This is a genomic window from Desulfogranum aggregans (genome assembly GCF_055398265.1).
Window position 1 is genome coordinate 1272485 of the sequence record NZ_AP042447.1, and the last position, 24415, is coordinate 1296899.

The following is a 24415-nucleotide window of genomic DNA, read 5'->3' on the forward strand; positions in this document are numbered from 1 at the left end:
ATATTTTAGACAATCATTCCATCCTCTATATGCACTGATCGCGTAGCCATCCTCGCGTAAGCTGGGTCGTGGGTCACCATTACCAGCGCAAGTCCGTCCTTATGCAGTTCAGAAAGCAAGTCCATGATTTTTTCACCGGTACCCTTATCAAGGCTGCCGGTTGGCTCGTCGGCAAAAAGGACCTTTGAAGACTTTACCAACGCCCTGGCAATTGCAACCCTCTGTTGCTCGCCACCGGAGAGATTTCCTGGTAGACGATCAGCCTTATCGGAAAGTCCAACCCGTTCCAAACAGGCCCGCGCTTTTTCCGTCGCCGCTTTTTTCACTGGTTTTACAGACTGCATAAAAGGTAATAGAGTATTTTCCATTACCGTCAAATAGGGCAGCAGATGGTGGAATTGAAAAATCACTGAGAAATCAGACTGCCGCAGCCTATTTAGACGTTTTTCTGAGAGTGCCGACAGGTTGTCATCTCCATAATGAAGCTCTCCACTATCGGGACGAACAAGGGTAGACAGGACATTCAACAGGGTGGTCTTGCCGGACCCGGATCGGCCGACAATGGAGATAAATTCTCCATCATTAATATCGACTGAAACATCTTTCAAAACCGGCACGACCTTATTATCTGTAATGAAATGTTTAGATATATTCTTTGCTGACAACATCATTTCTTATTCCTTAAAGCGCCACCAGCGCTGTGGACGGTTCGACTCTAGCACCCTTCCAGGCAGGGTAAGCTGCCGCAAATACGGATACCAAAGAAAAGAGCACTACGGTCATGAGCATATGGGTCGTTGAAAAAAGAGGAGTCCCTCCTTCGCCCATATCCAGAAATTTCAAAACCTGAAAACTTGCACCAAAACCTACCAGGTAACCGATAAACCCAGAGAGCATGCCGATTAAACCAGCTTCTATACAAAAAATGAGAAAAACCTGTGGCTTGCCGTAGCCAAGAGAGCGAAGGATACCAATATCTTTCTTCCGTTCACTCACCGCCGACATCATGGATAACCCCACCATGGTCGCAGCAGTCACCAAAATTACGAGACTTATACCAAACGCCAGTTTCTGGACAAAATGAATGGAAGCCATACGCTGGTTTATCACCTGCTGCAAGGCCTTCACTTCGGCTCCTGGCAATTTTTCCTGGAGTTGTGCAACAATATCTTCGATAGGGCAACCTGAGCAGAGCGCCGCCACCTCGATAAAGCTTGTGGCCCCAGGTTTACCCTGCAGCTCCTGAAGAGCTGATAGGTTCATAAAGATGACGGTATCGTCATCATTGCCGGTCTCATAGAGGGTAGCTGAAACGGTAAACTCTTTGCCCAGAAGAGGAACACGATCTCCGGTTTTCAGTTGCAGTTTTTCCGCAGCCTTACTGCCGACAAGCACCTCATTGAGTTGCTCAGGAAAAGTGCCTTTGGGCGCCCAGTAGCTTTTGATGCGACGCTGTTCATTCCAGCGAACTCCAACTAAGGCAACAGCCGTATTTTTTACCATGGTCATGGTTACCAGGTTGGGCGCAACAGCACTGAGCCGTTCTTTAAATTCAATACCGCGAATTGCCTGTATAGACTTCTCCTCATCAAGATCTCGAATATCAAACAGCATATCACCCATATGCAGCCCACCGTAGCTCACGCTCAATTTCTCAGTCAGCGGCGAGATAATGATGTTGGCACCAAAAGCGATTAGCTTTTTCTCAAGGTTGTGCCCCACGACCTTTGAAACCTCATATAAGGCCACAATGGATATAACTCCAAGGGAGAGGATCAAAAGGAGCAGCAGCGTTTTTGACGGTTTTCTGCGGATATTCCTTATAGGAATAGTGAGAATGTTCATGGTAAACCTCTAGAAAAAACGAGCGCCTGAAAGAATATCTTCAACCTTGATCACAAGGTTCCCCCCTACTATCTCCCGGCGAAGCGGTGCCGGGTTGCAACCGCCTTCTACTACGTTGATCTGGCTGGAATGAAATCTCATACCGCAATTGTTACAGATCACGAATTCTCCATCCTGGCTGTAGCCCTTTTTTTCGCGAAAACAAACATCGCAGGCATCAAAAGCTGCGCGCAGAATTCCATCGCTGCTCTTAATGACAAAAAACTTAATTTTGGCATTACTCCCCTTATAAACGTAATAATGGGCTTTACCGTCATCTACGGTCTTGACAGGAATGAGCAATTCGTCACCAGCAGCAGAAACGCTTTCATACCTATCGAAAAAACCAAAAGCATGACCTTCTCTCGTATTCACAACGCCACACGCGATTATTACAATCGCTACGATTGAAAAAAAATTTGCATACATTTCTAAACCTTACAAATAAACAGAGACATTCCGAGTTCTTATCGGAATTAGATTAGGCTAACAATGGGCAGGGGCGGACGACTGACTGCTTATTAAATAATTAAAGAGCAGTGAAGGGTATAGAAGGCGGGTTGTCTCCATTGAGCTGGGGACTTTAGCGAAAAAAAGTGGTACCTCACCGGCAATTCCTGCACCAAGATTGCTATAGCAGGCTTGACAAAGGTCATATCGTTTACAACTGGACGAGTAACAGCTGAGGCTCTTTTTTCCACACCACCGCTGTCGCAATAGCCACCATGAGAGCAATCAGACTGAGGTACTCTCTCTTCAGGTGGGGGCGCAGCGGCCTTATGAGAATATAATTTTTCGCAGCAGGAAGAGGTATCGCTTACAATACCGCAATGGCTACAATCAGGTGGACAAAAATACCCCCCTGCTGGCGCAATACCAATGCCAACAATTGCTACAACTAGCAGATGGATAATGGAGTGGTGAAAAATTATCTGCATTGTCAAAGGGTAAAAGGAATGAACCTGAAAGCGAAAATATACTACCTTGTGGCACAAAAAGTCAAAAGTATTTCACCCTCCACCGCAACTATCGTTTTTTCGGTGCTCCGAGTTATCGGTTAGCACGAAGAGGTTGTTCAACCCAGGAACAGGTCTTGCGCCGGCAACGCTTACATCTTAAATGAGGTATTTCTTAATCTTATTATTCAGAGTTGTCCTGGTGATGTTAAGGAGTTTAGCAGCTTCGCTCTTGTTACCTGCAGTTTGTTCAAGAGTTTGGATGATTGCCTCTCTCTCGATCTCCTCCAATGGAAGTCCTGCCATTTTATTTAACTGCTCACTCTGCAATTCCGCTTTTGCAACAGATTGAGCAACCGTAGGTGGTAATTCCCTTTCAGTAATGTAGTTTCCAGTACAAAGTACAACTGCGCGTTCAACAGCGTTTTCAAGCTCACGCACATTTCCAGGCCAGTCATACTTAACAAGGCAATCCATTGCCAATGGGCTAAAATCGACAATGTTCTTTCTATTTTTTTCAGCGTGTCTTTGCAGGAAATATTTTGCCAATAGAGGGATGTCATCCTGGCGTTCTCTGAGCGAAGGGACCTCTACAGTTACAACGTTTAATCGGTAGTAAAGGTCTTCACGAAAGCGGCCTTCTTTGACTCCATCAAGTAAATTTTTATTCGTTGCTGCAATAATTCGCACATCTGCGTGTAAAACTGTATCACTTCCAACCCGCTGGATCTCCCGTTCTTGAATGGCTCGCAGTAATTTGGCCTGCATAGGCAGGGGAACCTCACCAACTTCATCAAGAAAGATAGAGCCCTTATTGGCTTGCATAAAACGACCGTCGCGGCGCTTGTCCGCTCCAGTAAAAGCACCTTTTTCGTGGCCAAACAGTTCCGACTCAAGAAGGGTGTCCGCCAGCGCTGCACAGTTGACTGACACGAGAGGTTTATTGTTTCTGCTGCTACACCCATGGATAGCTTTGGCTACCAACTCTTTACCAGTTCCACTCTCCCCAAAAATAAGTATAGTGGCTTCTGATGGTGCAATGGCTTGAATCATTTCTTTGAGCTCTTTCATCGGTACGCTTGAACCAATAATTAATGAAAGGGCGTCAGAGGCAGAGAGCAGCTGCTTGAGAGACTTATTTTCTCTGCTCAGTTCTTGATGCGCTAAAGAACGCTCTAAGGTGAGCTGCAGTTCGTCAAAATTAAGTGGCTTGGTAAGGTAGTCATATGCTCCGAGCTTCATTGCTTCAACAGCTGTATCAACTGATGAATATGCAGTCATAATGATAATTGGTATAGAAGGGTTCGTTATTTTGATTTCTTTTAACGCCTCTATGCCACTTATATTAGCCATGCGTACATCCATGAGGATGCAATCAAAGGGTTTTTCATGAACCTGGTCGATGGCACCTGAACCATCTTTTGCTTCCACCGTATCAAAGCCCCACCCACTTAAAACCGTTTTCAGCATCGACAGGTGTGCATTATCATCATCAACAATAAGAATCTCGCCTTTCATACGTGTTAACCTTTTATTTCTTGAGGCAAGTAAATAGTAACTTCAGTACCTTTTCCCTCTTCAGAGAAAATAGAAATCTTCCCGTTGTGTGCGTCGATTATTTTCAAAACTATTGCCATGCCAAGGCCTGTGCCTGTCTTTTTGGTTGTAAAGTATGGGTTAAATAGCTGGTTCCTGGTGTCTTGCGACATCCCTCTGCCGGTATCTGTTATTGTGATTTTGATTCTGTCCCCAGCAGAGGCTACTGTAGTTTTCAAAAGTCCTCCATCCGGCATTGCCTCCAGACTGTTGAGATAAATATTCATCAAAACCTGTACAAACCGATCAGGATCGACATAGATAGTTTCAATACCATCCTCAACCTCTAACACCATATCTGGTTTCGCCTGCTGAGTTGAATCAGGTTGAATAAGCCTCAGTGTTGTATCAAAAACAGATTGAACATCTACGAATTTTGGTTTTATGTCAGATGGTCTCGAGATCTCAAGCAGTTCTGTGATTACTCGATTAAGCCTATCGGTTTCATTGACCAGGACCTCTGCCGCTTCACTGTTCTCAGGATCATCTTTAAACAGAGACTTGAAATATGTAGCGTATCCTTTAATTGAGCTTAGAGGATTCCTTACTTCATGCGCAACTCCAGCAGCGAGGTTGCCAATTGCCGCCATTTTTTCCTTTCTTTGTATCTCTGCTTGTAGCTGTTTAATTTGTGTCAAATCTTTAATGAGGTACATTCGCCCGACGAAAAATCCGTCATTTGTCAGCACCTCAGTTGCTATAACAGAAACGGGTATTTCTTTTCCGTTTTCATGGTAGAGCACCAACTCTTTCTCTATTACTTTATTACTTTTTTCCGTAATTATCTGCATTGAGTTAACTGCAGACGGTAAAACCTCTTGAGAACTACACCCAACCACTTCTTTGACATCGAGACCTAATAAATTTCCTGCTATTTTATTCATATAATAAATGTTGAGGTCACCATCAGTTAGAATGATCCCTTCTGGTAGGTTGTTGATCATTTCTGAAGACATAGCACTAATATTACTCAATAGTTTCCTTGACCTAGTGTAGTTTTGCGCCCAAAATAGCGATACCACACCAGCGATACCAAGTAGCAGTAAAATGCTAGAAATAAGAACCATAAGTTTAATATCTTCAGCCATAGCCTCCTCGAAGGATGCCGTGTCCATGCCGATTATAATAACTGGTCGGTTGTCCGGATGAAGCAGCTTTTCGCTCTGGAGTCCTTTGGTCCACTCTTTCCCATGCCATACGCCCATTCTGTTTTTCATCATTTGTCTTCCATTTTTCATCATATGTCGCATGTGAGACTGGGGCTGGCCAGGTAGTACGGGAAGAAATAATTTGTATACTTCGAAAGCTGCAAGAGAGGTGCTTGGCACTGTGCGCCATTTCACCTCTTTATCGGCTTCAAGAGCTGTCATGGCGTTTTGGTCGAGAAATATTTTCCCTATTTGCTCAGGTTCACTGTGAGCAATTATCTCGCCGCTTGAATCTACAATGGCAATATATAAAATATCTGGTTGTGTAGCGGTTTCCTGAATGAGGGTTTCAAGTCTTGGCAGAGTACCAAACGCACCCATCATTCCCGTTCTCGCTCCAGCTTCAAAGGCACGGATAAGAGAAGCACCTTTCTCGTTTAAAAACTTGACCATATATTGCCTCTCCCTGTTGTAATTCATGAAGGCAAGCACAATGACAACAATGGTAAGAATAACACTCATACCTATAACTAACCATATGGAAATATTGCCAAAATACCGTCTCTTCAATTGAGGCATATCGTATCCCTAAGTTTCTGAAGCTTGCATTGTGTCTATTTTTTAACCGCCGCCCTTTACAACTGTACAAAAATTAAACACCCGCTTGGTGTGAATCAAGGATAATTGAATCGAGAAACCAACACTGACTCGACTAACAACCTGTTATTGCATGAATATTTCCAACAACTCGGTTTTGGCACGCGAGATGCTTTAGAGAAAGCAAAGAAACAACAGAGACAATATTTTCTCATAAACCAAAACAGGAGATGTTGAACATGAAAACTAAAATACTCGCAGCAGTAGCAGCAACAGCAGTTATCGTTGGTTTCTCAGCAATGAACGCCTCAGCATGGGGCTGGGGTAATGGAGGTCACCGCATGATGGGTTCAGGAATGATTTCCGAAGCTGGCGTCACGGCTGAAGAGAGGCAAATTTTCCTAGACGAAACAAATGAGATTCGAAGAAAGATTGCGGCGGACAGAGCTGAGTTGACTGCTTTAATGGCTGGCCAAAACCCAGATAGCGAACGCGTGCGAGAGCTAACGCAAAGTATTGCTACTCACCAAATAGCAATGCAAGAGAAGGCACGAGCTTATGGCGGAGGAAAAGGAAGGATGCATGGTGGACGAATGATGAATACTGGATACGGTCCGTGTATGTGGTAAGGGAAAAGTCGCTTAAGGGGAGTTCTTCTCCCCTTAAAAAAACAATCCGATCAGGGAATTAGTTATGTGGAATTGTAGTAATTGGGGTGCTGGTTTGCCATTTGGGCTGGGGAACATTTTTATGGGCTTTGGTCCATTTGGCGGCCTGTTGAGCCTGGTTATATTTGTTATTCTTTTTTATGTGATGGGGAAGTTGATCATGTCACTATTTTCCATGCCAAGGGCCAACACGGACAGGCACGATTCTCTGACTATTTTGAAAAACAGGTATGTAAAAGGAGAGATTTCTCAAGAGGAGTATAGCAGGATGAGAGAGGTTCTCATGGGGTGATCAATATGCGCTTAGCGATGCAGTTCAAATCGTAATGACCAACCAAATTCGCCCACACTCACAAATCACATTCCAACACGCTGAAAAGTTTGTATTCTTATGCAACTTCACCTTTGCCAGGATGGATAAATCGCGGCAATGTCATCTTCACACCAACCTTGCTTCGCAGCAACCTGGGGCCGATCTATCTCGGGAAAAGCACTCACAGGCCATCAGTGGTTTGCGCAACAATGCATACTTTCAGAATTCACTCGGGGTCTAGAGTGGGCCATTATTGTATGGATCTTGTGAAAAGTGGAGGGTAGGATCACATTTTATTGAGAATTTTCCCGAGCAGAGTGGAAAAGGTTTTGATCTCTGCGTTGGTAAGCTCTGTGGATATTTCGCTAGTAAAATCTTCATGAAAACGGTGATGTTCCGCAAACATCTTTTCACCTTTTTCTGTGAGAATTACAAAGTATGATCTCCGATCGGTATCGTGGGGTTTTCTTGCAACTAGATCTAATTTCTCGAGTTTATCTACAGCAATTGTAAGTGTACCGGTTGTAACGCCAAGCTTTTCAGCCAGCTCTTTCATGCGCAGATTTTTCCTGTGCCCTATAACTTCAATCGTATGCATTTGTGCTGGTGACAGACCGCTGTCTTTGACGACAGAATGCTCCCACGATGAAATCTTGTCATACAGTTCAATTAGTTGATGCGAAAGTGTTTCGATACTCATAACATCTTTATATTAATCAAGATTATGCAATAGCTTGGCACATTCCATATCCAGAAAATCCAATTATTACAACACCGGCAAATCGCATTATGAACGGTTCCACCCAGTCCTTCTGCAGGCTGTGAGCCATCTTTGTTGCTCTGAAAATAAAAAAAATTACAGCGCCGACAGCTATTGCAGTTGATACAGCATACATCCCAAAGACAACCGTTGCATTCCACACACTGCCCGCATTCAAGGCATATGTATACATTACAGCAGCCGTCGGACAAGGGACGATCATATTAACGAAACCGATCGCGAACAATGCTTGAGGAAGGAACTGTTTGTTTTTCGCCAAACTCTTAACCCGCCCCATGACACTGTGATTATGATGGTGTGAATGGTCATGGTGATGATGGCTGCAGGCGCAATTAGATGAGTGTTCCTGCTCATGAGAGTGATCATGCTCGTGATCATGACTATGTAAAATGTGGGGGTCATACAACAATAACAGTCCGATTACAATGAGAATAACGGACGTTACTACTTCAACCCAAATACCCATATAGACAGGTATTATCTGCGATACAGCGCCTAAACTTGCGCCGAGAACTAAACAAGCTACCGCAGTTCCACCCAAAAACATAGTCGTGAGCAATGTTACTCGGGAGCCTTTTTTCTCACCGGATACAAATGGTGCAAGAACAAGCCACGAGTGTCCGCAGGGGTTTACTCCGTGGAGGAGCCCCAGCAAAAAACTTGATTGAATAGCTGCCAGTAAAAATGTTTCGCCTTCCATACCCTCTCTTCTCCTAAAAAATGAAGAGTTAGCATATCAGAAATATCTCATCTGTCAAGTTACTTGAGCATCAAGCTTTTCGCCTGTCAAGATTGTCAGCGACTTACTAATTGTGATTACAGGATTTCTTTTTCTCAAGGTGCCAGTTTCATTTTTTCCACAACAGGCACTGCCACGATGTGGCATTATTTTCTTGACATTAACGACCTTTATTTTTAGGATTGCCAAACTTTTAAAACAGCGCCTAATACACAGCTGCCGAAAACTGGAAAAATAAACATTTAAGGAGTTATTGTGATGAAAAGAGTGTTGCTGCTACTGATAGCTACATTTGTAGCGATGCCGACTTTATCAGCTTTTGCTAAGGAAGAAATAGTTGTTTATTCAGCTCGTAAAGAGCATCTCATTAAGCCATTATTTGACATGTACACCCAGAAAACAGGTATTGACGTTAAATTCATAACAGGTAAAGCGGGTGCCCTGCTGGAACGGTTGAAGGCTGAAGGAGCTAACAGTCCAGCTGATATTTTCATCACCGTCGACGCAGGCAATCTTTGGCAGGCAGCTGAAGAGGGTGTGCTTCAGTCAGTCACCTCGGATGAACTCAATGCCAATGTGCCCGCCAACCTCAGAGATCCTGAAGGAAGGTGGTACGGTCTCTCTGTCCGTGCCCGGACAATAGTGTATAATACCAACACTGACGCTGGCGAGGAGCTGACCAGCTACGAAGATCTTGCTCAACCAGAATGGAAGGGGCGTCTGGTCTTGCGCACTTCAAAGAAAGTATACAACCAGTCCTTAGTGGCTTCACTTATTGCCGAACATGGTGAAAAAGAGACCGAAGCTATCGTCGCCGGCTGGGTGAACAATTTGGCTGTTGATCCATTTAGCAACGATACCAAAGCTCTTGAGGCCGTTGCCGCAGGTATCGGTGATGCGACCATCGTTAACACCTACTACTTTGGTCGTCTTATGAAGAAGGAACCTGGGCTTCCACTGGCAATCTTCTGGCCGAACCAAGAAACCAGCGGCGTGCATATGAATGTTAGTGGCGCTGGTATCACTGCCAATGCCAAAAATAAAACAGGCGCGCTCAAGCTCATCGAATGGCTTTCCAGTGAAGAGGCCCAGGTTCAGTTTGCCGGTTTAAATATGGAGTACCCTGTTAATACCACAGTAGCGGTAGATCCGGTTGTGGAGAAGTGGGGAGAGTTTAAAGGCAACCCCATGAATGTCGCCAGGTACGGTGAGCTCCAAGGGAACGCTATCAAGCTCATGGATCGCGCAGGCTACAAATAAGTCAGCTAATGAATCTGCGTTTTCCGGTCAAGGCTCGCTTTGATGTCTGGCAGTTTATCGCCACCATCATCGCGGGCCTCGTCGTCGTCCCCATAGGGGTCCTGCTTACGTCCGTATTTAAACCGGAACGTGACATTTGGAACCACCTTGCTGAAACACTCCTGGGCTCACTCCTGCTTAACACCTTCTGGTTGAGCCTAGGTGTTCTCATTTGCACCTCCTTGCTCGGCGTAAGCCTTGGATGGCTGACAGGTGCGTGCTCCTTCCCTGGGAGACGAATATTTTCCTGGGCATTAATTTTGCCCCTGGCAATGCCAGCATATGTGCTCGCCTTCATCTTTATCGGGGTAATGGATTTCACCGGACCAGTTCAATCTGCTCTTCGTGGTTTTCCTGGGTTTGAGCGCACGATGTTTGAGGTCAGGTCCACCCCGTTTGTCATCCTGGTGCTCAGTCTCACTCTTTACCCATACGTCTACCTGCTGAGCCGGACCGCCTTTCTCAGCCAGGGGAAGGGGTTGATGGAGGCAGCGAGGACTCTCGGGGTGGGACCGTGGAAGGGTTTTTTCAAAGTAACACTACCCATGGCACGTCCGTGGATCGTTAGTGGTCTTGCTTTGGTCCTGATGGAAGCCCTTGCTGATTTCGGAGCGGTCTCCATATTCAATTTCGACACCTTCACCACCGCAATATACAAGGCGTGGTTCGGTTTCTTCTCATTGCATGCAGCAGCTCAGCTCTCATCTATCCTGGTGCTCTTTGCGCTTGCCCTTATCATGGTCGAAGCACAGTATCGATCCAGAATGAGATTTCACACCTTAGGCAAAAGCAGCGCGGTTCATAGCCGAATCGTCCTCCAGGGAAAGCATGCTATTGGGGCCACTCTCTTTTGCTCAACTGTGATGCTCATTGCTTTCATCCTTCCAGTGATTCAGCTCGTAATCTGGGCATATGAATCTGTCCGCGAAGATCTCTTACCTGTTTACAGCTCTTTGGCCATGCAAACGCTTATGCTCAGCCTCAGTGCGGCGCTGCTTACCTGCTCCGCAGCCCTGCTGCTCAGTTATGCGAAGAGGCGCTCCCGGTCAAGGCTCAACGTGATCCTCTGTAAGGTGTCCACCATGGGCTATGCATTGCCGGGTACTGTACTGGCGGTAGGCATATTCATTCCGGGTGCCTGGGTGGATACACATCTTCAGGGAGTGATGACTACGCTTTTCTCTATAAAGACCGGCCCCCTGATTCAGGGGACGCTGGTCGTCATGCTCTCGGCATATATGGTTCGCTTCATGGCTGCGGGATTTGGTGCTGTAGATAGTGCCATGCTGGGGATTAGTCCAAACCTTGATGAGGCTGCGGCTCTTTCTGGGGTAAAAGGAATACACCTTATCAGGCGGGTACACCTGCCATTGTTGCGAAAAGGTATGCTGACGGCCTTCATACTGGTGATGGTAGATGTCATTAAAGAGATGCCGATTACTCTCATGACTCGCCCCTTTGGCTGGGACACTCTGGCTGTGAAAATTTATGAACTTACGAGCGAAGGCGAGTGGGAACGTGCCGCTTTACCAGGCCTGTTTCTCATTCTAGCTTCGCTACTCCCCGTCATTTTACTTACTCGACACTTGGAAAAATGATAATGACAGAAAAACAACCGTTGCTCCAGGTCGAGGCTGCGACCAAAGCATATGGTAATAAAGAGGTTTGCAAGAATGTCACCTTTTCTCTCGACAAGAGCGATATTGGCTGCTTGCTCGGCCCAAGCGGTTGCGGCAAAACCACCTTGCTGCGAATGATAGCCGGCTTTGAACAGCTCGAAGGAGGCATTATTCAACTCGATGGAATTACTGTTTCGTCTCCGTCTCTTAATGCAGCCCCTGAAAAAAGATGCATTGGCATGGTGTTCCAGGACTATGCCCTCTTCCCACATTTGACGATCAGTGAGAATGTCGGTTTTGGTTTATGTAACGCCGCACAGAAAAAAAAGAATGCTCGAATCGAGAAGTTACTGGAGTTGGTCGGGCTAACCGACGAGGGGGGAAAATATCCTCATGAAATTTCCGGGGGGCAACAGCAGCGTGTAGCACTAGCACGTGCACTTGCTCCCGAGCCAAACCTACTGCTCCTTGATGAGCCTTTTTCAAATCTCGATGCATTGCTCAGGGATCGATTAACGGTGGAAGTGCGTGATATTCTCAAAAAGGCTGGAACTACGGCCTTGCTTGTCACCCATAATCAGCACGAAGCCTTTGCGGTTGCAGATAAGATAGGAGTGCTTTTCGAGGGGAAGATGCAGCAGTGGGACAGCGCTTATACCATCTACCATAAGCCAACAAATCTCGAAGTAGCAACTTTCGTCGGTGAAGGCTCTCTTATTTCCGGTCGGGTTATCGCCCCCAACAAAGTCAAATGCAGTCTCGGCATTTTAGACGGAGATCTTTCACTTCCCTGTGAATCAGGCTGCGAGGTAGACGTACTGGTGAGACCTGAAGATGTCCTTCACGTCGAGGATTCCCCCATACATGCGAAGATCATCCATAAATCATTTCGCGGACCGAACATTCTCTATAAACTCGGCCTGGATTCCGGTGAACAATGCCAGGCTTTGGTATCTAGTCACCACAACCACGCCCCTGGGGAAGCTATTGGTATTACAACAGAGGTCGACAATCTGGTCGTTTTCCCAAAACAAGGATCTTACTAACAGCCTTTACCTCCTTCATAAGTCAACCAACTGACGTTCAGGTTTGCTATCAACAGGGCAGTACAAGTGGTTAACATTCTGATAGTAAGATGAAAACAACACATCTTTTTAATATAATTAACCATCCTTTATTTGTCCTCGTTACCCACTTGAACCGATTTATACTTTTTATACCATAGATTGCCTTGCCAGGTCACATCTCAATTCTTTATTAATATCAAATAGTTAAATATTATATTCATTGCTCTTGAGCTGGGAGTCGGCGCTGATTTTGGGGAGAAATATCGACGATGCTCAGGAAACACCTTTCGTTTGGGAAGGTATGGGAATTGGTCACCTTCGATGTGGCAATGTTCAGCACGCAGCTCAAATCCGGAATCCGGTTATATCACAGGATCATCTCGTGTGAACAGTAGATCTGGCTAAACAAACGAACGAAAAGGGAAAAACAAGAATTTACTGAATACGCCATGTTCATGGAGAATGTTTATTCCGATCCCCCAAAGCAGGGTGCCACCAGCCGCTTCCGCCCATCTTGAAATCCATGCAATCTGGGCCATTCTTTTGCCTAAGCGAAGACCGATGATGGTAAACAGTCCGGCAACTATCCCTATAATCAAGGCCGGAACAGCTATTGCGACATCCATCATCGACATGGACAAGCCGACAGCAAGGGCGTCGACGCTGGTAGCAACAGACAAAACTACCAGAGTCATTCCCCGGGTTGAATCTTTGGTGATATGTTCGTCTTCCTCAGTTCCGGAAAGCCCTTCCTTAACCATATTGCTGCCGACTAATGCCAGTAAGGCAAAAGCGATCCAGTGCGCATAAGATTCAATATAACTCTGTATACTGGTACCGAGCCACCAGCCAATGACCGGCATCATTGCCTGAAACAGGCCGAAGTGCCAGGATAGGCGAAATGTCTGCCTGGGGCTGACACTCTTCAAATTGACACCGGTTGCCAGAGCCACTGCAAAGGCATCCATGGCAAGTGCTACTGCGACTCCAAAGATTGCAACAATATGCATTTATCATTCCTTGTGATACTCGTGAAATGACGCCTTTGTACAGAATCTATACCAATATAACAAGGAGGAAATGTACCCTGAAACAATCGATTTTCAGTCATCAGGGGAAATTATCGGAATGGACAGGCCAAAAAAACACCGAGTGCTGGACTTGCTTGATCTGGTGGGATTAGCAGGTGAAGATAGAAAGTACCCTCATGGAATTTCCAGAGGACAGCAGCAACGGGTAGTGCTTTGGCACGTGCACTTGCACCAGAACCAAACCTGCTGTTTCTTGATGAGCCATTTCAAACCCCGTTGCATTACTCAGGGATCGCTTGACTGTGGAGGTACGGGGTATTCTCACAAGAGCAGGCACGACAGCCCTGCTTGTCACCCACAACCAGCATGAAGCTTTTTCAGACGCCGATAAGATAGGCGTCTTATTTGAGGGAAGAATGCAACAATGGGATAATGCTTACGGCATCTACCATAAACCTGTGCATCCCGAAGTCGCCAGCTTCGTGGGAGAAGACAACCTTATTAACGGGAGAGTAGCTGGACCGGGAAAAGTCAAATGCTGCCTCGGAATCTTGGAAGGAAACCTGTCATTGCCATGGGAACAAGGATGCGAAATTGATATTTTAGTTAGACCAGAGGATATTCTTCACATAGAAGAGTCTTCCGTAGAGGCAGAAGTGTTGCATAAATCTTTTCAGAGACCCAAGACCCTCTACCTTCTCCAACTTTCACCTGGAGAGAAATCTCAAGCCCTGGTTTCCAATCATCATAATCACTCCATCTGTGGGGCCATTGGGATAGTCCCAGAAGTTGACAACATTATAGTTTCTCTTAAAAAAGACACTTTTAAAGCGTGAAAAAAGGAACAAAAACAATACGTTAATACGAGGCTCTCAATCTCGGTAGAGCAAACACCACGGTTTTGTGTTGACAAAACCGACCAAAACGTTCACTCTAGAACAATCGTTCTGATCATGAATCTGCTTGGAAATTTAATGACTACTGCTACAAAAACCACCGATCGTCGAGAGCTTATTTTAGACACTGCCCTACATTTATTCTCCGAGCGTGGGTACTTCAATACGTCTGTTCACGATATTCAAAAAGAAGCGAACGTTAGTATTGGTTCAATTTATCATCATTTTGGCAATAAAGAGACAATTGCTAAGGCTCTACTTGCCAAGATCGAGGCAGCCATGGTTGATGAAATACGCATGATCATGGAGGATATCCCATCGGCCCATGATAGATGTAAAGCTGTCCTCAAATACCTTTTTGAAGCAACAGAGAGCTGCAGGGATGAGATGCAGTATATGCTTTATGCCAAACACAATGAGTTCATTCCGGATGAAGGACCAGTGTGTACCTCACGTCCTTTTTCGCTCATGAAAGAAATCATCGTTAAAGGCATGCAAACAGGAGAAATCAGAAAACTGACTCCTGAGATTGTTGGAGTAAATATTTTTGGTGGAGCTATCAGACTTATCTGTCTGCGGATAGACGGAGTAATTGACCAGCCGCTTCCTGCATATCTGGACGAGTTTTGGGAGTGTGCCTGTTACGGAATTAAAGCGTAGTTTTTTTAATCTCAAAATAGAACGAGTGTTCGTTCTAAAGCAATTGGATTAGTCATGAAAAACGGAAAAAAACAACTTTTCGTACCCACTTTTTTCTTTCTTGCCATCCTGGCGTTTGTCTATCCCCTGCATGCAGCGGTGCCAGGTGACAGCCATGCTCTGGAGGGAGTAAAGACAACCAAGGCTATCTTTGACATCAACTTTAGTGAGCCCAAAAAACTGGCTTTGTACCTCAGTGTTATTGATCAAACACACACAAGCCTTGTGGTTCAGGGATATAAGCCTGATTTTGTCATTGCGTTTCGCGGGAGCTCGGTTCGGTTGATCACCACTGAAACCTGGGCCTTTAGCGATGAAGATCAACCTCACCTGCAAAAAGGAGCTGCTCTTATCAAAAAGCTCGGTGATCAGGGTGTTTTGTTTGAAGCGTGTAACATTGCCACGCAGCTATTCAAGGTGGATAACGCTACCCTTATCTCTGGTATCAGGCCAGTGGGCAACACCTTTATCTCGCTTATTGGCTACCAGGCAAAAGGGTACTCCTTAATACCGATCCAATAATTTTCTATTCGAGAGAACCACAGGTGCACTCACATAAAAACGACTCTATAAAACTATTTGGAACCGCTGTTATGCTCCTGGCATTACTTCTGGTTTTTCCAACCGCTGCAATGAGTCAATCTTCCCTGTTTGAACAAGTTTCAGAAGATGTGTTTTTGGATGCAGGACGCAATCTTTTTTGGCAGGTCAAGCGGATGAAAAAGACAGCAAGCAAAGAAGGTGTAGACCAGTACCTGTCCACTCTGAATCAGGGAGAACATAACGATTGGAGACTGCCAACAAAGCAAGAGTTATTTCGGTTGTTCTCTGTTTTTGATCTGAAACGAAACGGTACGGTCAAAATTCGATTGGAAGGAAGTTACTGGCTTGCAGATGCCATGGGGCTGGCCCATGTTGGCGCTTGGGAAATTGGTGACCAGTGTGGTCCCATCCGAACCTTTTATCAGGAAAAAGCCGGTTATATAAGGGCAATACGCCCCTAACATTTAGAACGAGGAAGTAAAATGTTGAAGAAAATAATGAGTTTAGTTGCTACCTGTCTGATGCTGACAGTTGGAGTAAGTGTTGCTGATCATTTGGATTCAGGGGAGCTCCTCAAGCAAAAAATTGCGACAGCTAAAGCGAGTACCCAGTCGATAGACAACAAGACCTTACACGGGTGGATTGAAGACGGCGAAAAAAGCTTTGTCCTTTTGGACATCCGTGAACCCGGTGAAGTATCAGCAGCAAAAATAGAAGCTGACGAGTCAATGGATATCCCCAGAGGATTGGTTGAATTTGTGTTTACCAAAAAGGTAACTGACCATGACAAGCCGGTTGTTGTTTACTGCAAGAAAGGTGGCAGAGGTGCCCTTGCTGCAGCTACCTTAAAAGAACTTGGATACAAAAACGTGTACAACCTCGATGGCGGTATTCTCAAGTGGATTGCCGATGGCTACCCTGTGAGCAACTTTTTTGGTGAGTTTGAAGTGAAAAATCTTGATTCAAACTTCGATGAAAAAAGCTGATACTTGACACATCACTGGATTTGCCTCTTTTTTAAATGTAGCTACTGGACCTGGAAGCTTTGTGCTCCTTTCTTCAGGATCAGTAGCTGCTTTTTCATTGAATCGTTTACAGATAGTTTATGAAGAAGAACCCCTGTAAAGAAAAAGAGTACAGAATGAACATACAGTTGTTCATGACTCTTTTTCTTCCTTTTGTAATCATCGGTGGATATTTTTATCCGTTAATCGGCTTTACCATTGTTGCTATGATTATGCTGTTCATGACCTTGGCAAATAAAAGGGGCCGTATGTACTGTGGATGGCTCTGCCCTATGGGAGCATTTCATGAGCGCTTCTTATCAGAAATAAGTCTGCACAAAACAATTTCACCGATGTTTAGGACAACATGGTTTCGCTGGTTTGTTTTTATTACAATGATGGGCTTTATGACCTGCCGGCTAACCCTTGCTTGGGGTGATGCCGAAGCAATTGGTAGTGTTTTCCAGATGATGTGGACCGTGTCCATGACACTGGCCATAGCGCTTGGAGTATATTTTAAAGCACGTACCTGGTGTGTAATATGCCCCATGGGCTCACTCCAAGGAATTTTCAGCAAAAATACCTTCCGGCTGCATGTCGCAGGTGATTGCGTGGAATGTGGTAAATGTAAACAAGTCTGCCCTATCTCGACATACCCTGGAGAGTTTAGAAACGACACAGGTGATGGAGAAGTTCCCTCAATTGAGTGTCTCCGTTGCTATAACTGCGTTGAGAATTGCCCCAAGGGTTCGCTTTTATTCAAATAAGTAGTTTTATCTGTTGGAATCTTTTTTGAAAAAGAGAGTTTGCAAAGTGCTCCTGTCAGGTAAAAAATAGGTTCATCCGGCAAATGCGTACTTTTGAGAAATGAATGGAAAAAGGACATGACTTGAGACAGGTTGTTTGTTGTTTAGACAAACAACCTGGAGGTCTCCGTCATGTCCCAATCCATACTTTACCACGCTTTTGGCATCAAGGGTGTAACTAACCGATCCACATACTTCCTTGGCAACGCTCTTTTCTTTTGTGTTGAAGCAACAGATTGCCATCGGTGTTGCCCTCAATGTGGTCAAAGAGAATGCATCTTCAGAGGGTCAATTTTCGATGCTGATTGACGGTTTTGGTATGGTTTGCAGTTGGTCCCTTGCTACAGAGTAGCATTTCTCATAAAAAACCGGGGTGCCATCTCCCCGGCCCTCTCGTTGATTTTTCCCAGTCATTTTCGCGCAGATTATCCAATAGCTATCTTTACTATTCTATTTACCGAATCCCGGGCTATCTGGGGCCAACCTCCTTTAATCATATAAATTAACTTTCTTTGCCTCTCGTTTTTTCCGTCTTTTTTTCCGAAATAATGGAAAAACCAAAAAGCCGAAATATCATCAACTAAAGAGCCTGTGTAACCTCATCTTTTTACTAAGGATTGATTTTTAGTTTTCAATGGGTCGATTATTGCATTGATAATCGTAACTGATCTCTTTTTTTGGCCGCGCTGTTAAGAATAAATAATCTTAGGAGGCGCTATCAATGAGAGCTAGAAATCTTAAAGTTTTTTTACTTACAGGCTTGCTCTTAATGCTGGTTAAAGCCTCGTCGGCAGATTTTATAAAATTGCATTTTGACGACGGCCTCTATCACGCCGGAAGCAGAGGAGCAGCTGTCGCATCAATCGATGATGTCTTCTCAAATACTTCAGCCCATGATGTGGAACAGGTCTTGACTTCAGCATCGACATCAACTGAATGGTGCATAGCTGAAGGCTCCATGACAACAAATCCACACTGCGCACCAACTATCCTGCTACCAACACGATTACTTTCTGTCCCTGAATCATCCACCTTAGCGCTCTTTGGAATCGGATTAGCATTTATTGCCGCCGTGAGCAGAAAAAAACTATTTAATTCTTTCAGGTACAATGGATCGATATGGTAAAATCGAACAACCACACCACCTTGATTTAATAACAAAACGCTCAGCCCCAAAAAACAGGTATCGCCCCCTATGGTAGTTCTACGGCCTATTAACGGCCTGCGTAGCTCCTTGATATAGTTTCCACAGTAGTGACCGGCTCCCGCCATGGTTTCTCCGCGCATCCTTCCTCAATGCCCTCTTCCCCCAACCCGTGGCACCGTCGGCAGGTTGGTAACCGTTTACTCTCTGGGTTTTGAATATCGTTGTCGGCCCATTCAAGCTATGACGGTGCGTAGATAACCTGCTCGATTCGCTGCTGCCGTTCTTTCAATCAAGCAACGCTTCAAGCTCTCATAAACAACGTGGAGATGTCTCCCCCCTAAAAAATCTCCTTGTTTTTCCACCACTCAAGCATTGCAAGGCCACTCCGCTGAATAATACCCCATCAATGGAGCAAAGCGGCTGGCAAATGACAAATCAAATAATTGCAATACACCCCCTCTATTTTACTCCTTACTGTATACTCCCCGGAAAATGCCTATTCCCCTTTCAAGGTTTTCCATTGGAACCTGTATCGACTGGTCTCAATCCAAATTCATTGGCATGCGCACTCTGCACTCCTTTACCGTCCCCAGGGGAGCTTTTCATAACCAATCGATTTCATCAAATCCCCCTGTACACCAAGAAGAGCAGAGCCATGAAAATTCATGGCATATGCAAGTTTACATCACTCTCTCCTTCGCGAGGCTCTTTTTCACAGAAAATACCTGTTGCCTTTACCCTCTAAATATTTATTTTTTTAAGTAAATAAAGAGCAATCAACACAAAAGCAAACTGCAAAGGTCAAATTTCACTTCCATATACTTCTCCTATTGCTCTTCATTTCCAAGCATATTTTTTCACCTATGCAGAACCAAACGAATGACTGATTGGTCATATGGAAAGAATATCAAATAGTTCATAAATATCCACTCACTTCAACGAGGTGCATCATGAATGACTTCTGGGAAGAAATTTTTGACACAGAGCAAGATTTAGACAATTTGAGCGACGAGCTTGAATCAAAAAAAAGACAGACAGCAGATGCAGAGAGGAATCACCGCGATCTCAAAGAAGCTAGGGACCGACTTGTTGCTCTGATTGATAAGGCATACAAAAAAATGATAACCGCAAAACAAAAGCATTGTGAGTCAAGAACAGCAGAAGATGAAAGCGAATACGAGATGTGGCGGCATATCTATATAGCACTCGATTATTGGTATCATCGATCCTATGAGCCGGATGTCCGCAAAGCGTGGAAAAGGGTCCGTGAAGCATGGCGGGAGGAAGAAAGAGCCCGAGATGAATTCGGCGATAAATTACTGGAACTTGACCGATTAAGAAGGAATGCCGAACGTTGGGAAAAAGCTCGACGAGAGCGAATTCGCGAACAATGCCATGTGCCCATCCGCACCAAGGCGGTAGCTCTATCAGACCTTCCGCAGGAAATAATGGATCTAGAGGTGAACCTTCCGCACAAATGGCCGGACCTGATTGAGACTCTCGGGCTCCCAACCACGTACTTCCTACGTTAACCCACTGCTGCGCTGAGAGCGAAAGGACTTTCACTTTCAGCATGGTTTAGCGATTCCTTTGCCCGCGAGGTCCACTATATCTTTTCTTTTTAGAACACTCCATCTCGTGAAAGGCCACATGGTTTGCAAAGAAAAGATATATAGGGATGGAGGATCAACCATGAGCGCTGAATAAAATATCCTGCTTACACCCAGCGTCAACCCCATTTCATCTGCAATTACCGGCTTCCAGGCGGCATCTTGCCTAGATCCCCTGATCAAGCCTCCCCTTTTCCCACCACCTGTCTTTAACCCAGCCGAGTAGCCGTCAAATAAGTACATTTCAGCACAAGAAAAACACCTCTCATGGTCATGGAGTTTCAATGGAGGAAGTTTCTCCAACCCACCGAAAGCTGTCGTTTTTTTTGCAACCTCTTTTTGATTGTTTTTCTACTTTTTGGTACAGTTTGCCGAAGTTCGTTGGTACTCACTATCTTTTAATGGAGAATCCACATGTCCAGTCAGCAAACGACGCTTGAAACCCTGGAGCGACTCAGAGCAGAGTCTGTAACCGCCGGTGGGCAAAAGGAAAAGGAGAAACAACACCAGAAAGGGAAATTAACCGCCAGAGAACGGCTGCACCTTCTCCTTGATAAAGACTCGTTTGAAGAATTCGACGTGCTCAAGATCGGCCGCGGGAGCAATCTGGGAGAGGGCGCCACCTATTTAGGCGACGGCGTCATCACCGGTCACGGCACCATCGATGGCAGAGAAGTCTTTGTTTTCAGCCAGGATTTCACTATTATCGGCGGATCGCTTGGCGAAGCGCATGCCCAAAAAATATGCAAGGTCATGGACCTGGCCGTCAAGGTTGGTGCGCCGATCATCGGCTTAAACGACTCCGGTGGTGCCCGAATCCAAGAAGGGGTGGATGCCCTGGCCGCTTATGGGGAGATTTTTCACCGCAACGTACGCGCCAGCGGTGTTGTGCCGCAGATTTCCTGCATCATGGGTCCTTGTGCCGGCGGGGCTGTGTACAGTCCTTCCATCACGGATTTTGTGTTTATGGTCGAGGACACCTCCTACATGTTTGTTACCGGCCCCAGCGTGGTAAAAACGGTAACCCATCAGGATATTTCCTCAGAAGATCTCGGCGGAGCAAGTGTCCACTCCACCAAAAGCGGGGTAGCCCACTTTACGGTCCCCAACGACGTCCTTTGCCTGCGAGAAATACGTCGCCTGATCAGCTACCTACCGTCCAACAACAAGCAGCGTTCGCCAATTCTCGACTTAAGTGACTCCCCTACACGCACCGATCCTGCCCTTGACTTTCTGATACCTGCCAATTCCGCAGAAAGCTACGATATGCACGTCGTGATCAATTCCATCCTCGATGGCGCTGAATTCATGGAGGTGCACAGCAACTTTGCCCGCAACATTATCTGCGGCCTTGGCCGTCTTGGCGGTCAAACCGTCGGCCTTGTCGCCAATCAGCCTGCCGTGTTGGCCGGGGTTCTTGACAACGACGCCTCACTAAAGGCCGGACGTTTTGTCCGCTTCTGCGATGCGTTTAATATACCACTGATCTCGCTGGTTGACGTTCCCGGGTTCATGCCCGGACCAGACCAGGAACACGGCGGTATTATCCGGCACGGCGCCAAGCTGCTCTATGCCTTCACGGAAGCGACCGTTCCCAGGATATCGGTGATCGTCCGCAAGGCCTATGGCGGCGCCTACCTGGTGATGAACTCCAAACATATCCACTGTGATGTCAACTTTGCCTGGCCGACAGCAGAAATCGCGGTCATGGGACCAAAGGGGGCGGCAGAGGTCATCTACAGAAAGGAAATTGCCGCTGCCGAAGATCCGGAAAAGGTGATCAACCAGCGGATGGAAGAGTATCGCGATGCATTTGCCAACCCCTTCCTGGCAGCCCAGCGCGGGTATATTGATGATGTTATCTTCCCTCGTGATACCAGGTCGCACCTCATCCGTACCCTGCAGATGCTCGACAGCAAACGAAGCCAACAAGCTGACCGTAAACACGGCAACATCCCATTGTGAGGCGCACTATGTTTCAGAAAATACTTATCGCCAATCGAGGCGAAATAGCAATCCGAATTATCCGCACCTGTAACCGTTTGGGGATCAGCACCGTTGCCGTCTATTCCGACGCTGATCATCGCAGCCTCCATAAACAACTGGCAGATGAAGCCGTATATATCGGAGAATCCGCCTCCCAACAATCCTATCTGGTCATTGACAAGATTATCGACGCTGCCAAGAGCACCGGCTGTGAAGCAATACACCCCGGCTACGGCTTTCTGTCGGAAAACAGCGCGTTTGCCAAAGCCGTTGCCGATGCGGGAATCACCTTTATCGGCCCCGGCTCCGAAGCGGTTGATGTCATGGGCGACAAGATCACGTCAAAAGATCTGGCCAAAAAAGCAGGAGTGCCGGTCATTCCAGGCCACATCGATGCGGTAAAGGATGATGAGGAAGCACTGCGACTGGCCGAAGAGATCGGCTACCCCATTCTTCTCAAACCGGCTGCAGGAGGCGGGGGCAAAGGGATGCGCATTGTGCATGACCCAAAAGAAATGTCCGCCGCCCTGGCTGCAAGCAGGCAGGAGACCCAAAAAGCCTTTAACGACACGCGCATTTTTGTCGAGCGCTATATTGAAAACCCACGCCATATCGAAATCCAGATCCTGGCCGACAGTCATGGCAATGTCATACATCTCGGTGAACGGGAGTGCTCCATTCAGCGTCGTTATCAAAAAGTGATCGAGGAGGCCCCCTCCTCCGTGGTTACCCCTGAACTACGTGACCGAATGGGAAAAGCTGCCTGCGATCTCGCGACTAAAGCCGGCTATGTCAATGCCGGCACGGTTGAATTCGTGATGGGGCCGGATAAATCCTTTTACTTTCTGGAGATGAATACCAGGCTCCAGGTTGAGCATCCAGTCACCGAGCTGGTGACCGGGATTGACCTGATCGAATGGCAGATGCGCATTGCCTGCGGTGAACAACTGCCCATCACCCAGGATCAGGTGAGAATCACCGGCTGGGCCATTGAAGCCCGCATCTGTGCCGAGGAACCGACCCGGGATTTTATGCCGTCAACCGGCATGATCACCCGTTACTTTGCTCCGCAGGGAGAGAACATCCGGGTAGACAGCGGGGTCAACATCGGCAGCAGAATTGAGATGTACTATGACTCCATGCTGGCCAAGGTGATCAGTTACGGCAAGACCAGGGAGGATGCTCGGCTGGACCTGATCGAGGCCCTTAATGGCTACCATATTGAAGGGGTATCGACCAATATCGACTTTGCCACGAGTGTCCTCTGCCTGCAGGAATTTGCCGAGGGCGAGTTGAGTACCAATTTTATCGAACAGCATTTTTCAGACGGCGTGTGCAAGCGTTCTCCCTCAGGCCAGCATTTACGGCTTTGTGCGTTGGCAGCTACCCTGATTCACCATGTACGTACGGTTGCGGTCAGGGAATCGCTGCGGCCTATGGTCTCGGAAATCGGCGGCACGCATGATCCAGACGTCAAACACGCGTACACGGTTCGAGCAGATGATACCTCCTACGACGTTGTCCTCGAGGGTCCGATCATCAGCGGTCAATCCATGACCATCAAAGTCGATGGAGTTGACCATAAAGTCAAAATTCCTGTTTTTGAGTTCTTCCGCAGGCGCCTGAAACTGGTAATCAATAACCAGCCCTACCGTTTTCGCCTGGTGGTTGGCGATCAGTTCATGCATGTTTCGTTTAACGGCATATCGAAAATTTATGAGGTGTACTCTCCCCAGGAATGGGAAATGATGCGGTACATGCCGCAAAAAGAGGAGCGAAGCCAGAAAGATCTGCTGCTCTGCCCTATGCCCGGTCTGGTTGTTGATGTCAAGGCCGCAATAGGGGAACAGGTGTATAGGGGGCAAGACCTTGTCATCCTTGAGTCCATGAAAATGGAAAGCGGCGTTGCCTCCCCCCTTGACGGCGTAGTTGCCGACATCCTGGTCGAAAAAGGGCAGACCGTCGAAGCCGAAGAAGTGCTGATTCGCTTTAAACAGTGAAGTGCCCTGGGGTGATTCCACCGGCC

Annotated in this window: 23 protein-coding genes; 15 read left to right on the forward strand and 8 right to left on the reverse strand. The window is 46.4% G+C overall.

Annotated elements, in window-relative coordinates:
• Positions 1-5: 5 nt before the first annotated feature.
• The 5 genes from ACZ52Z_RS05905 to ACZ52Z_RS05925 all read right to left on the reverse strand — a co-directional run bounded on the left by ACZ52Z_RS05905 (position 6) and on the right by ACZ52Z_RS05925 (position 6106).
• Positions 6-668, reverse strand: coding sequence for an ABC transporter ATP-binding protein (locus tag ACZ52Z_RS05905; RefSeq protein ID WP_464270762.1), 663 nt, complete (start codon positions 666-668; stop codon positions 6-8).
• 13 nt (positions 669-681) lie between these two features.
• Entirely contained in the window at positions 682-1845 is a 1164-nt protein-coding gene (locus ACZ52Z_RS05910) for an ABC transporter permease (RefSeq protein ID WP_464269829.1), read from the reverse strand.
• Positions 1846-1854: 9 nt separating this feature from the next.
• Positions 1855-2313 (reverse strand): Fe-S-containing protein, encoded by a 459-nt coding sequence (locus ACZ52Z_RS05915; protein WP_464269830.1) that lies wholly within the window; start codon positions 2311-2313, stop codon positions 1855-1857.
• 686 nt (positions 2314-2999) lie between these two features.
• Positions 3000-4358 carry a sigma-54-dependent transcriptional regulator gene (locus ACZ52Z_RS05920; protein ID WP_464269831.1) on the reverse strand — a complete coding sequence of 453 codons (1359 nt, stop codon included), beginning with the start codon at positions 4356-4358 and terminating at the stop codon, positions 3000-3002.
• Between the two features lie 5 nt (positions 4359-4363).
• Positions 4364-6106, reverse strand: a complete 1743-nt coding sequence (locus ACZ52Z_RS05925) for an ATP-binding protein (RefSeq protein ID WP_464269832.1) — start codon at positions 6104-6106, stop codon at positions 4364-4366.
• A gap of 314 nt (positions 6107-6420) precedes the next feature.
• On the opposite strand from ACZ52Z_RS05925, the gene ACZ52Z_RS05930 reads away from it, so the two are divergent.
• Together ACZ52Z_RS05930 and ACZ52Z_RS05935 are read left to right on the forward strand one after the other, a co-directional pair.
• A complete protein-coding gene (locus ACZ52Z_RS05930; RefSeq protein ID WP_464269833.1) occupies positions 6421-6810 on the forward strand; it encodes a hypothetical protein in 390 nt (129 codons plus the stop codon).
• Positions 6811-7024: 214 nt separating this feature from the next.
• Entirely contained in the window at positions 7025-7141 is a 117-nt protein-coding gene (locus tag ACZ52Z_RS05935; RefSeq protein ID WP_464270763.1) for an SHOCT domain-containing protein, read from the forward strand.
• A gap of 307 nt (positions 7142-7448) precedes the next feature.
• Here ACZ52Z_RS05935 and ACZ52Z_RS05940 read toward each other — a convergent pair whose 3' ends face one another.
• The gene (locus tag ACZ52Z_RS05940) at positions 7449-7862 is read right to left on the reverse strand and encodes a MarR family winged helix-turn-helix transcriptional regulator (RefSeq protein WP_464269834.1); all 414 of its coding nucleotides are present in this window, start codon (positions 7860-7862) and stop codon (positions 7449-7451) included.
• A gap of 22 nt (positions 7863-7884) precedes the next feature.
• The gene (locus ACZ52Z_RS05945; protein WP_464269835.1) at positions 7885-8643 is read right to left on the reverse strand and encodes an urease accessory protein UreH domain-containing protein; all 759 of its coding nucleotides are present in this window, start codon (positions 8641-8643) and stop codon (positions 7885-7887) included.
• Positions 8644-8940: 297 nt separating this feature from the next.
• On the opposite strand from ACZ52Z_RS05945, the gene ACZ52Z_RS05950 reads away from it, so the two are divergent.
• From ACZ52Z_RS05950 to ACZ52Z_RS05960, 3 genes are read left to right on the forward strand one after another with little or no spacing between them, the layout of a single operon-like run.
• A complete protein-coding gene (locus ACZ52Z_RS05950) occupies positions 8941-9942 on the forward strand; it encodes an extracellular solute-binding protein (RefSeq protein ID WP_464269836.1) in 1002 nt (333 codons plus the stop codon).
• A gap of 8 nt (positions 9943-9950) precedes the next feature.
• The gene (locus ACZ52Z_RS05955; protein WP_464269837.1) at positions 9951-11579 is read left to right on the forward strand and encodes an ABC transporter permease; all 1629 of its coding nucleotides are present in this window, start codon (positions 9951-9953) and stop codon (positions 11577-11579) included.
• A gap of 2 nt (positions 11580-11581) precedes the next feature.
• Positions 11582-12646, forward strand: a complete 1065-nt coding sequence (locus ACZ52Z_RS05960; protein ID WP_464269838.1) for an ABC transporter ATP-binding protein — start codon at positions 11582-11584, stop codon at positions 12644-12646.
• A gap of 422 nt (positions 12647-13068) precedes the next feature.
• On the opposite strand, the gene ACZ52Z_RS05965 is transcribed toward ACZ52Z_RS05960, so the two are convergent.
• On the reverse strand, positions 13069-13677 hold the full coding sequence (locus tag ACZ52Z_RS05965) for a manganese efflux pump MntP (protein ID WP_464269839.1): 609 nt from the start codon (positions 13675-13677) through the stop codon (positions 13069-13071).
• Positions 13678-13994: 317 nt separating this feature from the next.
• Between ACZ52Z_RS05965 and ACZ52Z_RS05970 the strand changes: the two genes are divergently transcribed.
• The 10 genes from ACZ52Z_RS05970 (at position 13995) to ACZ52Z_RS06015 (ending at position 24389) form a co-directional block, all read left to right on the forward strand.
• A complete protein-coding gene (locus ACZ52Z_RS05970) occupies positions 13995-14534 on the forward strand; it encodes an ATP-binding cassette domain-containing protein (protein WP_464269840.1) in 540 nt (179 codons plus the stop codon).
• Positions 14535-14672: 138 nt separating this feature from the next.
• Positions 14673-15254 carry a TetR/AcrR family transcriptional regulator gene (locus ACZ52Z_RS05975; RefSeq protein ID WP_464269841.1) on the forward strand — a complete coding sequence of 194 codons (582 nt, stop codon included), beginning with the start codon at positions 14673-14675 and terminating at the stop codon, positions 15252-15254.
• Between the two features lie 54 nt (positions 15255-15308).
• A complete protein-coding gene (locus ACZ52Z_RS05980; protein ID WP_464269842.1) occupies positions 15309-15815 on the forward strand; it encodes a DsrE family protein in 507 nt (168 codons plus the stop codon).
• Positions 15816-15838: 23 nt separating this feature from the next.
• The gene (locus ACZ52Z_RS05985; RefSeq protein WP_464269843.1) at positions 15839-16297 is read left to right on the forward strand and encodes an Lcl C-terminal domain-containing protein; all 459 of its coding nucleotides are present in this window, start codon (positions 15839-15841) and stop codon (positions 16295-16297) included.
• A 21-nt stretch (positions 16298-16318) separates the two neighbouring features.
• Positions 16319-16822, forward strand: a complete 504-nt coding sequence (locus ACZ52Z_RS05990) for a rhodanese-like domain-containing protein (RefSeq protein WP_464269844.1) — start codon at positions 16319-16321, stop codon at positions 16820-16822.
• A 119-nt stretch (positions 16823-16941) separates the two neighbouring features.
• Positions 16942-17607: a 4Fe-4S binding protein gene (locus ACZ52Z_RS05995; RefSeq protein ID WP_464269845.1), complete on the forward strand. Its 666-nt coding sequence runs from the start codon at positions 16942-16944 to the stop codon at positions 17605-17607.
• Between the two features lie 997 nt (positions 17608-18604).
• Positions 18605-18772: a PEP-CTERM sorting domain-containing protein gene (locus ACZ52Z_RS06000; protein WP_464270764.1), complete on the forward strand. Its 168-nt coding sequence runs from the start codon at positions 18605-18607 to the stop codon at positions 18770-18772.
• Positions 18773-19743: 971 nt separating this feature from the next.
• On the forward strand, positions 19744-20325 hold the full coding sequence (locus tag ACZ52Z_RS06005; protein WP_464269846.1) for a hypothetical protein: 582 nt from the start codon (positions 19744-19746) through the stop codon (positions 20323-20325).
• A gap of 492 nt (positions 20326-20817) precedes the next feature.
• Positions 20818-22368, forward strand: coding sequence for an acyl-CoA carboxylase subunit beta (locus ACZ52Z_RS06010; RefSeq protein ID WP_464269847.1), 1551 nt, complete (start codon positions 20818-20820; stop codon positions 22366-22368).
• 8 nt (positions 22369-22376) lie between these two features.
• The gene (locus tag ACZ52Z_RS06015; RefSeq protein WP_464269848.1) at positions 22377-24389 is read left to right on the forward strand and encodes an acetyl/propionyl/methylcrotonyl-CoA carboxylase subunit alpha; all 2013 of its coding nucleotides are present in this window, start codon (positions 22377-22379) and stop codon (positions 24387-24389) included.
• Positions 24390-24415 lie beyond the last annotated feature (26 nt).

Bases quoted from the DNA above. Each gene is read 5' to 3' on its own strand.
- ACZ52Z_RS05905 (WP_464270762.1), bottom strand. From the start codon at position 668: ATGTTGTCAGCAAAGAATATATCTAAACATTTCATTACAGATAATAAG.
- ACZ52Z_RS05910 (WP_464269829.1), bottom strand. From the start codon at position 1,845: ATGAACATTCTCACTATTCCTATAAGGAATATCCGCAGAAAACCGTCA.
- ACZ52Z_RS05915 (WP_464269830.1), bottom strand. From the start codon at position 2,313: ATGTATGCAAATTTTTTTTCAATCGTAGCGATTGTAATAATCGCGTGT.
- ACZ52Z_RS05920 (WP_464269831.1), bottom strand. From the start codon at position 4,358: ATGAAAGGCGAGATTCTTATTGTTGATGATGATAATGCACACCTGTCG.
- ACZ52Z_RS05925 (WP_464269832.1), bottom strand. From the start codon at position 6,106: ATGAGTGTTATTCTTACCATTGTTGTCATTGTGCTTGCCTTCATGAAT.
- ACZ52Z_RS05930 (WP_464269833.1), top strand. From the start codon at position 6,421: ATGAAAACTAAAATACTCGCAGCAGTAGCAGCAACAGCAGTTATCGTT.
- ACZ52Z_RS05935 (WP_464270763.1), top strand. From the start codon at position 7,025: ATGCCAAGGGCCAACACGGACAGGCACGATTCTCTGACTATTTTGAAA.
- ACZ52Z_RS05940 (WP_464269834.1), bottom strand. From the start codon at position 7,862: ATGAGTATCGAAACACTTTCGCATCAACTAATTGAACTGTATGACAAG.
- ACZ52Z_RS05945 (WP_464269835.1), bottom strand. From the start codon at position 8,643: ATGGAAGGCGAAACATTTTTACTGGCAGCTATTCAATCAAGTTTTTTG.
- ACZ52Z_RS05950 (WP_464269836.1), top strand. From the start codon at position 8,941: ATGAAAAGAGTGTTGCTGCTACTGATAGCTACATTTGTAGCGATGCCG.
- ACZ52Z_RS05955 (WP_464269837.1), top strand. From the start codon at position 9,951: ATGAATCTGCGTTTTCCGGTCAAGGCTCGCTTTGATGTCTGGCAGTTT.
- ACZ52Z_RS05960 (WP_464269838.1), top strand. From the start codon at position 11,582: ATGACAGAAAAACAACCGTTGCTCCAGGTCGAGGCTGCGACCAAAGCA.
- ACZ52Z_RS05965 (WP_464269839.1), bottom strand. From the start codon at position 13,677: ATGCATATTGTTGCAATCTTTGGAGTCGCAGTAGCACTTGCCATGGAT.
- ACZ52Z_RS05975 (WP_464269841.1), top strand. From the start codon at position 14,673: ATGACTACTGCTACAAAAACCACCGATCGTCGAGAGCTTATTTTAGAC.
- ACZ52Z_RS05980 (WP_464269842.1), top strand. From the start codon at position 15,309: ATGAAAAACGGAAAAAAACAACTTTTCGTACCCACTTTTTTCTTTCTT.
- ACZ52Z_RS05990 (WP_464269844.1), top strand. From the start codon at position 16,319: ATGTTGAAGAAAATAATGAGTTTAGTTGCTACCTGTCTGATGCTGACA.
- ACZ52Z_RS05995 (WP_464269845.1), top strand. From the start codon at position 16,942: ATGAAGAAGAACCCCTGTAAAGAAAAAGAGTACAGAATGAACATACAG.
- ACZ52Z_RS06000 (WP_464270764.1), top strand. From the start codon at position 18,605: ATGACAACAAATCCACACTGCGCACCAACTATCCTGCTACCAACACGA.
- ACZ52Z_RS06005 (WP_464269846.1), top strand. From the start codon at position 19,744: ATGAATGACTTCTGGGAAGAAATTTTTGACACAGAGCAAGATTTAGAC.
- ACZ52Z_RS06010 (WP_464269847.1), top strand. From the start codon at position 20,818: ATGTCCAGTCAGCAAACGACGCTTGAAACCCTGGAGCGACTCAGAGCA.
- ACZ52Z_RS06015 (WP_464269848.1), top strand. From the start codon at position 22,377: ATGTTTCAGAAAATACTTATCGCCAATCGAGGCGAAATAGCAATCCGA.